Origin of the sequence: Olsenella sp. An290 (assembly GCF_002159535.1) — a bacterium.
In the GTDB taxonomy this organism is placed as follows: Bacteria; Actinomycetota; Coriobacteriia; order Coriobacteriales; family Atopobiaceae; genus Thermophilibacter.
The window spans coordinates 1-12,345 of sequence record NZ_NFIU01000015.1 but is presented as its reverse complement, the minus strand read 5'-3'; the positions used below and the strand labels follow the sequence as shown (position 1 = coordinate 12,345).

Annotated in this window: 9 protein-coding genes; 8 read left to right on the top strand and 1 reads right to left on the bottom strand. The window is 73.3% G+C overall.

The window, feature by feature from the left end; all coding sequences use genetic code 11:
- The first annotated feature begins 52 nt into the window (after window positions 1–52).
- From B5F84_RS07880 to ricT, 5 genes are all read left to right on the top strand, one after another.
- Complete coding sequence (locus B5F84_RS07880; RefSeq protein ID WP_087322523.1) at window positions 53–1,936, top strand: sugar-binding domain-containing protein; 1,884 nt, start codon at window positions 53–55, stop codon at window positions 1,934–1,936.
- 41 nt (window positions 1,937–1,977) lie between these two features.
- Entirely contained in the window at window positions 1,978–2,613 is a 636-nt protein-coding gene (locus B5F84_RS07875) for a flavodoxin family protein (RefSeq protein WP_087322522.1), read from the top strand.
- Window positions 2,614–3,084: 471 nt separating this feature from the next.
- Window positions 3,085–3,705 carry a dTMP kinase gene (gene tmk, locus B5F84_RS07870; protein ID WP_087322520.1) on the top strand — a complete coding sequence of 207 codons (621 nt, stop codon included), beginning with the start codon at window positions 3,085–3,087 and terminating at the stop codon, window positions 3,703–3,705.
- Window positions 3,698–4,873: a DNA polymerase III subunit delta' gene (locus B5F84_RS07865; RefSeq protein WP_343225136.1), complete on the top strand. Its 1,176-nt coding sequence runs from the start codon at window positions 3,698–3,700 to the stop codon at window positions 4,871–4,873. Before tmk ends, B5F84_RS07865 begins: the two co-directional genes overlap by 8 nt.
- Window positions 4,852–6,384: a regulatory iron-sulfur-containing complex subunit RicT gene (gene ricT, locus B5F84_RS07860; RefSeq protein WP_087322518.1), complete on the top strand. Its 1,533-nt coding sequence runs from the start codon at window positions 4,852–4,854 to the stop codon at window positions 6,382–6,384. Before B5F84_RS07865 ends, ricT begins: the two co-directional genes overlap by 22 nt.
- A gap of 175 nt (window positions 6,385–6,559) precedes the next feature.
- On the opposite strand, the gene B5F84_RS07855 is transcribed toward ricT, so the two are convergent.
- Window positions 6,560–9,187: a transglutaminase domain-containing protein gene (locus B5F84_RS07855; protein WP_087322516.1), complete on the bottom strand. Its 2,628-nt coding sequence runs from the start codon at window positions 9,185–9,187 to the stop codon at window positions 6,560–6,562.
- Between the two features lie 211 nt (window positions 9,188–9,398).
- Here B5F84_RS07855 and B5F84_RS07850 point away from each other — a divergent pair, with 211 nt between their 5' ends.
- From B5F84_RS07850 to rsmI, 3 genes are all read left to right on the top strand, one after another.
- Window positions 9,399–9,827 carry a 6-carboxytetrahydropterin synthase gene (locus tag B5F84_RS07850; RefSeq protein ID WP_087322514.1) on the top strand — a complete coding sequence of 143 codons (429 nt, stop codon included), beginning with the start codon at window positions 9,399–9,401 and terminating at the stop codon, window positions 9,825–9,827.
- Between the two features lie 67 nt (window positions 9,828–9,894).
- A complete protein-coding gene (locus B5F84_RS07845) occupies window positions 9,895–10,938 on the top strand; it encodes a glucan 1,3-beta-glucosidase (RefSeq protein WP_087322512.1) in 1,044 nt (347 codons plus the stop codon).
- Window positions 10,938–11,792 carry a 16S rRNA (cytidine(1402)-2'-O)-methyltransferase gene (gene rsmI / locus B5F84_RS07840; RefSeq protein WP_087322510.1) on the top strand — a complete coding sequence of 285 codons (855 nt, stop codon included), beginning with the start codon at window positions 10,938–10,940 and terminating at the stop codon, window positions 11,790–11,792. The genes B5F84_RS07845 and rsmI overlap by 1 nt, the downstream gene beginning before the upstream one ends.
- The last annotated feature ends 553 nt before the right edge of the window (window positions 11,793–12,345 follow it).

The following is a 12,345-nucleotide window of genomic DNA, read 5'->3' as shown; positions in this document are numbered from 1 at the left end:
CCGCGCGCCGTCGTCCGTCGTGCGACAATGGCCAAAAAAGACGGGAGGCTCCATGCTCGACCTCAAGCGCGTGCTCGCGAGCAAGCCCAAGCCGCCGGCGGACGTGGAGCTCACGCCGCTCTGGACGCCGTGGGGCGAGAAGATCCGTGACGGCCTGGTAGGCGATGGCCTGGCTGGCGACAGGCCGGAAGGCGCCGCCTGCCAGGGCCACCCTCGCCCGCAGTTCTCGCGCGGCACATGGACCTCGCTCAACGGCTGGTGGGAGTGCGCCTTCGTGCCCGCTCCGGACGCCGCGCGGGCGTGGCGCGGCGCGATGCCGCCCGCGGATGCGGCCTGGCGGCCCATCCGGGTGCCCTTCTCGCCCGAGGCCCCGCTCTCCGGCGTGGGCCGTCGGCTCGCCCCCGACGAGCTCCTGTGGTACCGGCTTGACGCGACGCTGCCCGTGCCCACGGCGCGCGAGCGGCTGGTGCTTCACCTCGACGCGGTCGACTGGGCCTGCGTCCTGTACGTGAACGGCGCTCGTGCGGGCGAGCACACGGGCGGGTACCTGCCCTTCTCATGCGACGTCACCGACCTGCTCATCCCGGGCAAGAACCGACTCGAGCTCTGCGTCTTCGACCCGTCCGACACGGGCGTGCAGCCGCGCGGCAAGCAGCGCCTTGCGCGCGGGGGCATCTGGTACACGGCGCAGAGCGGCATCTGGCGGGACGCGTGGTGCGAGGTCGTCCCGAGGGAGCGCCTGCTGGACCTGGACGTGCGGACCGTGCCCGAGGAGGGTCGCGCCCTCCTGCGCGCCTCCGTGCTCGCCTCGGGCGAGCGACCCATGGAGCTCGTGGCGCGGCTGCTCGACGAGGGGGCCGAGGTCGCCCGCGCGGGCGCCATGGTCGTGACGGCGGGGGAGAGCGAGGTGGAGCTTGCGCTTGAGGTGGGCGAGGCGCACCTCTGGCATCCGGACGACCCACACCTCTATGACCTCGAGCTTGCGTTTGGCTCCGATCGCGTGACGAGCTATGTGGGGTTCCGCTCGGTCGAGGTGCGCCCGGACGCGCGCGGCGTCCAGCGCGTGCACCTCAACGGCAGCCCGATCTTCCTGCGCGGCGTCCTCGACCAGGGATACTGGCCGGACGGCCTCATGACCCCTCCCTCCGAGCGCGCTCTCGCCAGCGACATCTGCGCGGCGCGCGGGCTGGGGTTCAACCTTCTGCGCATGCACCTCAAGGTGGAGTCGGCGCGCTTCTATGCGCTCTGCGACCGCATGGGGATGCTCGTCTGGCAGGACATGGTCTCGGGCGGCGGCCCCCTGAGCCCCTGGCACTCGAGCTACAAGCCAACGCTGCTGCGCGCGAGCTGGGGCGGCCGCACGGACGAGGGGCCGCGCGCGTGGCGTCAGCTCTCCGCCGGCGACGAGGCATATCGCCGGGAGTGGCGCGACACCTGCGCGGGAACGGTGCGGCTCCTGCGCGCGCACCCCTGCATCGTGGGCTGGACGCTCTTCAACGAGGGCTGGGGCCAGTTTGACGCCCGGGCCGCCACGCGCGCCGTCTGCGAGCTCGACCCCACGCGTCCCATCGACGCCACGAGCGGCTGGTACGACCGCGGGTGCGGCGACTTTCTGAGCGTCCACAACTACTTCCGCCCCCTCGAGGTCTGGCCCGACCGCGCCCGACCGGCCCGCGCGTTCGTGATCTCGGAGTTTGGCGGCGTGAGCTGGGCCGTTCCGGGGCACGTGAGCCTCTCGACGTCGTACGGCTACGAGGAGGCCGCGGGTGGGGAGGAGTTCTCGCGCGAGGTCCGCGACCTTCTGGCGCATGCGGTCGAGCTGGAGGGGAAGGGGCTCGCGGGCTTTGTCTACACCCAGCTCACGGATGTGGAGGAGGAGACCAACGGGCTCGTCACCTACGACCGTCGTGTGAACAAGCTGGCCGCGTCGGGGTAGAAGGAGGGGTGCCGTTGGTAAGACATGAGAAAGGTGGCGCGATGAAAGTTCTTCTCGTCAACGGGAGCCCGCACAAGGCGGGGTCGACCAGCCGGGCGCTAGAGGAGGTCGCACGCTCGCTGCGAGAGTGCGGTGCGGAGACGGAGATCTTCTGGCTCGACGCGCGGCCGCTTGGTGGATGCGCGGCGTGCGGCGCCTGCTCGAAGCTCGGGCGCTGCGTCATTGACGACGCGGTGAACGCGTTTCGCGAGAAGGCCGCGGAGGCCGACGGCTTTGTCTTTGGCGGGCCCACGCACTACGCCCGCGCCGGGGCGTCGCTTCTCGGGTTCATGGACCGGCTCTTCTACAGCAACGGTCGCGCCGGCGAGCCCGACGTGCTCGCGCACAAGCCGGCCGCGGCCGTGAGCGTGGCACGCCGTGCCGGCACCACCTCGGCGCTCGCCGACATCGAGAAGTTCTTCACCATCTCGCAGATGCCCATCGTGAGCAGCCGCTACTGGAACTTGGTGTACGGCAGCAGCGCCGAGGACGTCGAGCAGGACGCCGAGGGCCTCTGGACCATGCGCCAGCTCGGGCGCAACATGGCGTGGCTGCTGCGCTGCATCGAGGCCGGGCGCGCGGCGGGCGTGGCGATGCCCGCGTCCGAGGAGGGCGTCTGGACGAACTTCGTCCGATAGCGCGTCTGGCCGCTCAGGCGAGAAGGACGTGCGGCCGCGGGGCGTGGCGGGGTCGGGGCGTGCGCCGCGGAGCGCGCGAGAAGAACGTGACTTCGCGCGAGCTTTCTCTCGCGACTCACGCAAAGTCACGCTTTCTTCTCGAAAACGTGACTAAGAATGAGCTGACAAATTCGACTCGCTCGAAGTCACGCTTGCGGCCCCGAAAGCGTGACCATGGGTGAGCTTTCTCTCGCGACTCGCTTAAAGTCACGCTAACCGCCCCGAAAGCGTGACTTTGAGCGAGCTCGGCCGCCTAACTCACTCGAAGTCACGCTCGGGCGAGAAGAACGCGAGAAGAACGCGAGAAGAACGTGACTTTGAGCGAGCTCGCGCTCCTCCTCGCCCGCGCGACCTCGGCGCATGGTTTTCTCGCGGCGCACCCCTGGGACGCGCTACCATAGAGCGACTGGTACCGGGCCCGGAGGGAGGCACATGCGCGGGGTGTTCATCACGCTCGAGGGGGCGGACGGCTGCGGAAAGACCACGCAGGCGACGCTCGTCGCCGCGGCGCTCGAGGCGCGCGGCCGCGAGGTCGTGCGCCTGCGCGAGCCCGGCGGCACCCCCATCTCGGAGAAGGTCCGCGCGCTGCTTCTGGACCCCGCCAACGCGGAGATGGTCCCGGAGTGCGAGCTCCTGCTCTACGAGGCGAGCCGCGCCCAGCTCGTGCGCCAGGTGATCGAGCCCGCGCTCGAGCGCGGCGCCTGCGTCCTGTGCGACCGCTACTACGACTCCACCTTCGCCTACCAGGCCGGCGGCCGCGGCCTCGACGAGACGCTCGTCCGCCAGTCCAACGTGCTCGGCAGCTGCGGGCGCGTGCCCGACCGCACGCTCGTGCTTGACCTCGACCCCGCGCTTGGCTTTGCGCGCGCCACGGCCGGCGGCGTCGACCGCATGGAGGCCGAGGGCCTCGCGTTCCAGGAGCGCGTGCGCAACGCCTACCTGCGCCTCGCCTCCGAGGAGCCCTCCCGCGTGCGCCTCGTGGACGCCTCGGGCAAGAAGGAAGAGGTCACGGCCCGTGTCCTCGCCGCGCTCGACGATCTTTGGGGTGAGTGAGGTGACCGCCGCCCCGACCTCTCCCGTCCCGTCGGCGCCGGTCCCCCCGGTCCTCGCCGCCCTTGCCGACCAGCCGCGCGTGCGCGACTTCCTCGCCACGGCCGTGGCCGAGGGCCGGCTCAGCCACGCCTACCTCTTCGTGGGCGCCCCCGGCTCGGGCAAGCACGAGGCCGCCGAGGCGCTCGCCCGGTGCGTGGTCTGCCCCCACGGTGGGGACGCCACCTGCGACGAGTGCCGTCGCGTGGCGCATCGCACCCACCCCGACGTCCGCTGGCTCGCCCCCGGCAGCGCGTCGGGCTACCTCGTGGCCCAGGTGCGCGAGCTCATCGAGGACGCGGGCCTGGCCCCCGTGCGCGCCCGCACCAAGGTCTACGTGCTCGAGCGCGCCGAGCTGCTGCGCGGCAACGCCGCGAACGCCCTGCTCAAGACCCTCGAGGAGCCGCCCGAGGCCGTGATGTTCATCCTCTGCGCCCGCACCACGGCCGCAATGCTCCCCACCATCGTCTCGCGCTGCCAGCAGGTGCCCTTCCGCTCGGTCTCGCCCGCGGCCGGGGCCGAGACCGTCATGCGCGCGTGCGCCTGCACGCCCGCCGAGGCGCGCATGGCGCTCGCGGTGGCCGGGACGCCCGCCCGTGCCGTGGACTTCCTCAAGTCCCCGTCGCGCCGCGAGGTCAGGCGCCTTGTGGTGGGCGCCCTGGACTCCCTTGCCCGCGACGACTCCTGGGACGTTCTTCTTGCCGCGCGCGACCTCGTGGCCGCGGTGGCCGTGCCCCTGGCCGACGTCCGCCAGGCGCAGGAGGACGCCCTGCGCGAGTCCCAGGACTTCCTCACCGCCGCCGCCCTCAAGCAGGTGGAGGACGCCAACAAGCGCGAGCTCACCGCCCGGGAGCGTTCGGGTATGATGGAGGCCCTGTCCGCGGCGGAGTCGCTGCTGCGCGACGTCCTCGCGCGCTGCGAGGGCATCCCGGGCGGCGCCGTCAACGACGACGCGGCCGCCGTCGTGGACCGCATCGCCGCCGGCTGCGACACCGCCGGCGCGCTCAGGGCCATCGAGGCCGTCGGCCGCGCGGCGGATGACCTCGCCCACAACGTATCGCCGCAGCTGACCCTCGAGGTCATGCTGCTTCGCATCAAGGAGGCACTCGCATGCCCACCGTCATTCCGGTGAAGTTCTCGTATGCCGCCCGCGACCTGTGGTTCGACCCGGCGGGCACCGGCGCCCAGGAGGGCGACCACGTCATCTGCGCAACCGAGCGCGGCCGTGAGATCGGCCTGGCCACGGCAGACGCCCGCGAGGTGAGCGCCGACGAGCTCTCCGCCACGATCGGCCACGCGCAGCTGCGCTCCGTGGTCCGCCTGGCCACGGACGCCGACCTCGAGCGCGCCGACGGGCTCGCCCGCCGCGGCGACGAGGCCATGCCGACGTTTCGTCGCCTCGTCAAGGAGTCCGGGCTGGACATGAAGCCCGTGGGGGTGGAGTACCTCTTCGACGGCGAGAAGGCCGTCTGCTACTTTGCCGCCGAGGAGCGCGTGGACTTCCGCCAGCTCGTGCGCGACCTCGCGCGCGAGTTCCACGTCCGCATCGACATGCGCCAGATCGGCGTGCGCGAGGAGGCCGCCATCGTGGGCGGCTACGGCCACTGCGGCCAGGAGCTCTGCTGCCGTCGGTTTGCCACGGGCTTTGACCCGGTGTCCATCCGCATGGCCAAGGAGCAGGACCTGCCCCTCAACTCCACCAAGATCTCCGGCGCGTGCGGCCGGCTCATGTGCTGCCTGCGCTACGAGTTCGAGGCCTACCGCGACTTCAAGAGCCGCGCGCCCAAGAAGAACGCCGTGATCGACACGCCGCTCGGCAAGGGCAAGATCGTCGAGTACGACACGCCCAAGGAGCAGATCTGCCTGCGCCTTGAGAACGGCAAGCAGGTCCGCGTGGCGCTCGCCGACATGACGGCCTCCGAGGCCGCGCACAAGAAGTCCGAGGAGCTGGGGTGCCCCTGCCGCCCGGACACCGTGACGCGCGAGGTGCTCGACCGCCTGGAGTCCCCGGACGTGCAGATGGCGCTCGCCGAGCTGGACCGCAAGATGGGCGTCGTCCCCGAGCCCGCGCCGGACGCCTCGGACATCTTCGTCGAGCCCAAGCGCAAGCGCCGCCGCCCCTCCAACGGGGGCCCGGCCGGCGAGAAGGGCCCGCAGCGCGAGAAGAACGCGCGTCGCGACGCCGCGGGCGCCCCCTCCGGCGACGAGGCGCCCGCGCGCCGTCGTCGCAAGCGCCGCCCGGGCGACGGGGGCGCGCCTGCCCCCCTTGACGTGACCGCCGGCTCTCCCGAGGGCCAGCCGACGCGTCGCCGTCGCCACCACCAGGCCGCCGAGGGCGCCCCCGCCCCCGACGGTCCCGCGCAGCAGCCCGCCCGCCGCACGCGGCGCCCGGGCGACAAGGGCGGCCAGGCCGAGAAGGGCGCGCAGCCGCGGGGCATGCAGCCCTCGCGCAAGAAACGCGCCCAGGCCGCCGGCGGCCAGGGCGCGGCCGGCGGGCAGAAGCCGGCGCCGAAGCACTTCCAGCAGGGCTCCGGCGCCCCGCAGGGGCCCGAGGGCGCGGACCGTCCGCGCCGCCGGCGCCGCCGGGGCGGCCGCGGGCGCTCGGGAGCCTCCGGCGAGGGAGGAGCGCCCTCCGGCGAGTAGGGCGCGCGGGCCGCGGCAGGCCGCCGCACCCTCCTGGCGCGGCCATGACCTGCACGGCAGGCGGGGCCCCGGGCAGACGTGCCCGGGGCCCCGCTCGTTCTTCTCGCCGTCCTCGTTGCGGCGCTGCGGTCGGGGACGGCCGCGCCCCTTCCGCGGCCGGTCGCCCGGCGCCGCCCTACGCCAGCGCGGCGAGGCGCAGGACCAGCTCCACGGTCCCCACGGCGTAGCCGCCGCGCGCGAAGAGGCCCACGGGCGCGCCCCCGTCCCCGGCCCGGGCGTCGAGGAGCAGGGCCAGGGGAAGCAGCTCGGGGTTGGCGAACATGCGGCGCGCGAGGCGCTCGGGCAGCTCGGAGAAGTCGTCGTGCGCGAGCGTCACGGCGGCCCCGGCCGCGCCCAGCGCCCCGAGCGCGCGCCCGAGCGTGGGGTCGTCCCCGGCGTCCCCGCGGGTCACGAGCGTCACCAGGACCTTCGAGGCGGCCACGGCGTCGGCGGCGTCCGCGAGCTCGTTCAGCAGGTGCTCCGTGGGCTCCTCGGCCGGCTCCAGGAACGCGAGGAGCGTAAGGCCCCCTCGCCCGTCGACGAGCGGGGCGGCGCCGGGGAGGGGGATGCGCTGGAGCAGGTCCTCCGGGCGCGGCTCGCGCCGGCGCACGGTGAGGGCGCAGGGGCCGCTCACCTCAAAGACGCGCTCCGTGGCCTGCTGGTTGCCGTTGGGCAGGCGCGTCGTGGAGGTGAGGCGGTAGGTCCCCGCCGGCACCTCGAGCCTTGCGGGGTCCGCGTCCCAGAGGTCGAGCTGGTGGAAGCCCCAGAGCTCCTGGCCGTCGGTCTGCATGGCGGCCCCCAGGCGCGCCAGGCCCCAGTCGGTCCCGTAGGAGAGCGGGGCACCCTCCTCGCCGGCGATGGCGAGGGGCCAGGTGCGCTCGCCCGCGGCCGCGCCCTCGACGCAGGTCCAGCGGCCCTCCCCGAGCACCTCGGCGCGGCCGTCCGCGGGCGCGAGCCGCGCGGGCACCCCAAGGCTGCGGCACGCCGCCACGAAGAGCGTGCGCAGCGTCACCTCCGAGGCCTCGCCGGACGCGAGCGCGCCTGCGGGCGTGCCGACGAGCTTGGCCAGGTGCTCGGCGGGCGAGAAGGACAGGCGGGAGGCGAGCCAGGCCCACGCGGCGGCCGGGTCGGTGGCCACGAGCGCGGCGAGCTCGGGCGGCAGCGCGTCGGGAAGGGCCGGTCGCCACGCGCTCAGGTGCTCGAGGCCGATGCGCGGCGAGAGGACGGCGTGCTCCCAGAGGTCGCGTTCGGGCTCGGGGGCAACGGCGGGCTCGGCCGCCGCCGGAGCCTCGGCGGCCCGATCGTGGCGGCCCGCCCGGTCACGTTTGCCAGCAAGGGCGGAGCGGAGGTGGTGCTCGAGGACGGCGGGGTCGGCGTCCAGGTAGTCCTTCTCGGCGAGGGTGGCAAGGAGCGCCAGGCGCTCGGGCTCCGTGCCGGCGGTGAGGAACGAGAAGATCTCCTCCGCGTGGCCGCGCGCGGCGTCGAGGACGCGCGCCACGAGCGCGGCGTCGTCAGCGGGGCGCAGCTCGGCCGCGCGGGAGGCGAGCTCGGCCGCGCGCTCGCGCATCCGCCCCACGCGCCCGCGCCGGGCCGCGTCGGCGGCCGCCTTGCGAGCCCGGCCGCGCGCGGCGCCCTCGGGGGAGAGCGCCTGCGTGGGGGCCGGATGGTCCTCGGGGGCGCGCACGTCGACGTCGTGCCAGGCGCCCGCGACGGCCCCGCCCGGCGCCGGGGCGAGCGCGAGGGCCACCTCGGAGGTCGTGGCGGTGTCCACGTCCTTCTCGGCCATGAGGCGGCCCGCCGAGGCGTGCACGCGGACGCTTCCGCGGCCGAGCTCGAGGGAGCAGCGGCCCTCCGCGTCCGCGCGGAGCACGGTGAGCGGGCGCCAGCCGGCCATGTTGAGCACCTCGAAGGCCACGGCGGCGCCCGCCGCGGGCGCGCCGTCCGGGAGCGTCGCGCGCACGGAGAGGCGCGTGGTGGCGGCGTAGCGCGCCGTCACGTTGACGAGCACGGTGCAGCCCGTGCTGCCCGCCACGTCCTCCGGGTCGCAGCCAAAGTCCGAGAAGAGCCGCGTGGCCACCATCGGGGCGCGTCCCGAGGCGGCGGTGAACCAGCCGCGGTCGAGCGCCTCCTCGGGCTCGCAGGCGCCGAGGTAGTGCCAGCGGCCGTCCGCCCAGGCCTCAACCCAGGCGTGGTTGTCGTCGCAGTGCGCCCACCAGGGCACGTAGAGCTGGCGGGCCGGGATGCCCACCGCGCGCAGGGCCGTCACGAGGAGCGTCGACTCCTCGCCGCAGCGCCCGGCCGCGCCGGCTATGACGCCGGGCGCCCCGAGGGTGCGGCCGTCCGTGGCCTGGTAGGTGGCCATCTCGGCGCACCAGTAGTTGACCTCGATGACGGTGCGCTCGCCGGAGAGCCCCGCGAGGCGCGGCACGAGCTCGTCGCGCAGGGCGGCGCGGCAGTCGGAGAGGGGCTCGTTGTTGACGCGCGGGCAGGCGACGTAGTGGACGAAGAGGTCCTCGGGGACGTCCGCGGCGGGGCCCTTGCGCAGCTCGAGCGCATGGCGCGCAAAGGAGCGCAGCAGGTCGACCGGGGCGTCGAAGACGTCCGTGAGCGGGAGCGTGGCGAGGAAGTACCGCGTGAGGGCGGCCTCGTCGGCGGGGGCGCCCGCGAGCGCGGCCTCGGCGTCCCGGGCACGCTCGCCCAGGTGCGGCAGGCGGGCCTCGTAGCGGGCGGCGGTGTAGGCGAGAAGCTCGGGGGAGAGCGGCATGGGGGCTCCTTCGGTCGCTCGGGCGCGCTCGGGCGCGCCGGAGGGGTGTGCCCGCCCATGGTACGCCAACGTCACCGGGCGGGGCTGGGGCGCGGCCGCGGGCAGCGTCGCACGGTCCTTCTCGCCCGAGGCGGCGGCCGTCGCGCGTGGGCTGACCTGTCCTGCGCGGCGCGCTACCATGGAGCTCCCACCACACTCCCGAGGAGGCCCCATGTACGGACTCATGACCGAGGCGAGCTTTGACTCCGCCCACTTCCTGACGGACTACTACGGAAAGTGCGAGAACCTGCACGGCCACCGCTGGCGCGTCGTAGCCTACCTCTCCGCCCCCGAGCTCGGCTCGGAGGGCACGCAGCGCGACATGGTCGTGGACTTTGGCGTCTTCAAGCGCGCCCTGCGCGCGCTCGCGGAGGAATTCGACCACACCTTCCTCGTGGAGGAGGGGTCGCTCGCGCCGGCGACGCTGGAGGCGCTCGAGTCGGAGGGCTTCTCGCTCACCGTGCTTCCCTTCCGCACGACGGCCGAGAACCTCGCGCGCCACTTCTGCGAGCGCATGTGCGAGCAGGGGATGCCCTGCTCGCGCGTGGACGTCTACGAGACTCCGCTCAACTGTGCGATATATGTCCGGGACGAGGGGTAGGATTCGACCTATACTTCAGGTTAGGAGCGGAGCGCGGCCGGCCGGTCGCGGGAGGCGGAGGTGCGCAATGGGCAACCATCCCCTGCATGGAGTTAACCTCACGGGCTGGCTGACGCTTGAGTCATGGGTCACGCCCGAGCTCTTTGCGCAGGCGGGCGCCCTGGACGAGGGGGCCCTGGCCGCGACGCTCGGCGCGCAGCGCTACGCCGAGCTCGTCCGCGCCCACCGCGCGGAGTTCGTCACGCGCGAGGACTTCGTCAAGATCGCCGCGCGCGGCTTCAACGCCGTGCGCCTTCCCGTTCCGTGGTACGTCTTTGGCGAGCAGGGCCCCGCGCCGGGCCCGTACGTCGGGTGCATCGAGTACGTTGACCAGGCGCTCGAGTGGGCGGAGGAGATCGGGCTCAAGGTCGTCTTTGCCCTTGCGATCAATCCCGGCGCCCCGCATCACGACAGCGGCACGGCTCCTGACCTCGCCGACTGCCACGTGCCGCGCCGCGAGGTGCTCAACGTCATCTACATGCTCGCCAAGCGCTACGCCTCGCGCGTGGGGTTCTTTGGCTTTGAGCCGGCCGACGACGCGGTCCCCCAGGTCCGCCGCGGCCTCATGGTCACCGACGGCGTGCCCCTGCACCGCCTGCGCAACTACTATCGCGAGGCCTACGAGCTCGTGCGCGCCGCGGCGGGGGAGGACCCCGTGTTCATCCTCCCGGACGGGGGCGTGCCCTCCGGGTGGGGGCGCTTCATGGCTCAGCGGCACTACGTGAACGTCTGGCTGGACTGCCACCTCGACCGCCCGTCCGTGCGGATGGACGTGTCCGGGCCCTCGGGCGTGCGGCGCCTTGTGAGCGCGCACGAGCGCCACGTGGCCGACGCCCGGCGCTCCCGCATGCCGGTCATGGTGGGCAAGTGGTCCGCCTCGCTGCCCATCGCCGACTCCCAGATGACGCCCGAGGGCCGGATCGCGCTCGAGCGCGTCTACACGTCCGAGCAGATCGGCTCGTTCGAGAAGTGCCCCGCCTGGTTCTTCAACACCTGGAAGACCTCCGGGATGCTCGCGGGGTGGGACGCGCGCGTGGCGCTCGCCACCTTCGAGCGCGGGATGATCGTCTGATGCCGGGAGTCCTGAGCGTCGTCGGGACGCCCATCGGAAACCTCGAGGACGCCTCGCCTCGCGTGCGGCGGGTGCTCGGGGAGGCCGACGTGGTGCTGTGCGAGGACACGCGTGTGACAGGGCGCCTCCTGAGCGCGCTTGGCCTGCGCGCGCGCCTGGAGCGCTGCGACGAGAACGTCATGGAGCGGCGCGTGGCCTCGGTGCTCGAGCGCCTGGCGGCGGGGGAGCGCGTGGCCTTTGTCTCCGACGCGGGGATGCCGGGCGTCTCCGACCCGGGCCAGCGGCTCGTCGACGCCGCGCTCGACGCCGGGACGCGCGTGGAGGTGGTGCCGGGGCCGAGCGCCGTGACCTGTGCGCTCGTGGCGTCGGGCCTGGCGAGCGAGCACTTCTTCTTCGAGGGGTTCCTGCCGCGCCGCCGCGGCGCGCAGCTGGCGCGCCTGGGCGAGCTCGCCGCGGTGCCGGGGACGCTCGTGGTCTACGAGAGCCCGCGGCGCGTGGCCGAGACGCTCGCCAACGTGGCCGAGGTGATGGGCGGGCGTCGCGTCGCGCTCGTGCGCGAGCTCACCAAGCTCCACGAGGAGGTCGTGCGCGGCGAGGCGTCGGAGCTCGCGGCGGAGGTCGCCGAGCGCGGCGAGGTGCGCGGCGAGTGCGTGATCGTGATCGCCGCGCCGGGCTCGGAGGAGCTCGCGGCGCGTCGGGCGGCCGCATCCGGCCCCGAGCGCTCGCTCGAGGAGGAGATCGCCGCAGGGCTTGCCGCCGGCGAGCCCAAGAGCGCGCTGGCCAAGCGGCTCGCGCGGACGTTTGGCCTGCCGCGCGCGGAGGTCTACGACGCCGTGGTGTCCGCTGCGGGCTAGGTGCGGCTGGGTCTTGGGCCGCGCGCCGGGCGCGGCCGCGCTTTACGAGCTGCGGGTTCTTCTCGTCCCTTTCCGGGGCCTCGGACGAGTTCGAAATTGGGTAGTCGACCCTTTTCGTGCGCATCAAGTTCCGGCTCTTGGCCCTTTTCTTACCGGGATTGGGTAGCGGGTTTGATATGCCGGGCCCTCGTGGGCTCGAAAAGCGTGAGTAACACCGTGATTTACTCGGTATTGGGTGGCGATTAGCTCGGTATTGGGTGGCAAGTTTGATGTGCGACGGCCTCGAGCATCAAGCATGCCACCCAATACCGTCCCAACAGCCTCCTGAGCATCAAGCATGCCACCCAATACCGTCCCAACAGCCTCCGGGCATCAAACATGCCACCCAATACCGTCCCAACGGCCCTCCGGGCATCAAGCATGCCACCCAATCGCGCCCCCCGCCTCTTGGCCCTTTTCTTACCGGGATTGGGTAGCGGGTTTGATATGCCGGGCCCTCGTGGGCTCGAAAAGCGTGAGTAACACCGTGATTTACTCGGTATTGGGTGGCGAT

Coding starts and splice junctions, on each gene's coding strand:
- B5F84_RS07880 (WP_087322523.1), top strand. CDS start 53: ATGCTCGACCTCAAGCGCGTGCTCGCGAGCAAGCCCAAGCCGCCGGCG.
- B5F84_RS07875 (WP_087322522.1), top strand. CDS start 1,978: ATGAAAGTTCTTCTCGTCAACGGGAGCCCGCACAAGGCGGGGTCGACC.
- tmk (WP_087322520.1), top strand. CDS start 3,085: ATGCGCGGGGTGTTCATCACGCTCGAGGGGGCGGACGGCTGCGGAAAG.
- ricT (WP_087322518.1), top strand. CDS start 4,852: ATGCCCACCGTCATTCCGGTGAAGTTCTCGTATGCCGCCCGCGACCTG.
- B5F84_RS07855 (WP_087322516.1), bottom strand. CDS start 9,187: ATGCCGCTCTCCCCCGAGCTTCTCGCCTACACCGCCGCCCGCTACGAG.
- B5F84_RS07850 (WP_087322514.1), top strand. CDS start 9,399: ATGTACGGACTCATGACCGAGGCGAGCTTTGACTCCGCCCACTTCCTG.
- B5F84_RS07845 (WP_087322512.1), top strand. CDS start 9,895: ATGGGCAACCATCCCCTGCATGGAGTTAACCTCACGGGCTGGCTGACG.
- rsmI (WP_087322510.1), top strand. CDS start 10,938: ATGCCGGGAGTCCTGAGCGTCGTCGGGACGCCCATCGGAAACCTCGAG.